We start from the raw sequence: 602 nt of genomic DNA, 5'->3' as shown, positions 1-602 counted from the left end.
CTATCGAATTCCTTTACCTTCGGTGTACAGGCACTGGTGGAAACCACCTCAAAGGGTGACAGGAATCCGTCGGAAGTCCGCCTGCTGGTTCAGATACAACGTAACGGTGGCTGGGTGACGGAAAAAGACATCACCATTAAGGGCAAAACCACCTCGCAGTATCTGGCCTCGGTGGTGATGGGTAACCTGCCGCCGCGCCCGTTTAATATCCGGATGCGCAGGATGACGCCGGACAGCACCACAGACCAGCTGCAGAACAAAACGCTCTGGTCGTCATACACTGAAATCATCGATGTGAAACAGTGCTACCCGAACACGGCACTGGTCGGCGTGCAGGTGGACTCGGAGCAGTTCGGCAGCCAGCAGGTGAGCCGTAATTATCATCTGCGCGGGCGTATTCTGCAGGTGCCGTCGAACTATAACCCGCAGACGCGGCAATACAGCGGTATCTGGGACGGAACGTTTAAACCGGCATACAGCAACAACATGGCCTGGTGTCTGTGGGATATGCTGACCCATCCGCGCTACGGCATGGGGAAACGTCTTGGTGCGGCGGATGTGGATAAATGGGCGCTGTATGTCATCGGCCAGTAGAATTCGAT

General features: G+C 55.6%; 1 protein-coding gene. It reads left to right on the top strand.

Features of this window, described 5'->3' with window-relative positions:
- Window positions 1-594 (top strand): TipJ family phage tail tip protein (gene gpJ, locus F4V54_RS11180; RefSeq protein WP_428840497.1); only part of this gene is annotated, 594 nt, incomplete at its 5' end.
- Window positions 595-602: the final 8 nt, after the last annotated feature.

The sequence above is a fragment of the Corynebacterium tuscaniense genome (genome assembly GCF_008693065.1).
In the GTDB taxonomy this organism is placed as follows: Bacteria; Actinomycetota; Actinomycetes; order Mycobacteriales; family Mycobacteriaceae; genus Corynebacterium; species Corynebacterium tuscaniense.
This window is presented reverse-complemented; position numbering and strand designations above follow the sequence as displayed.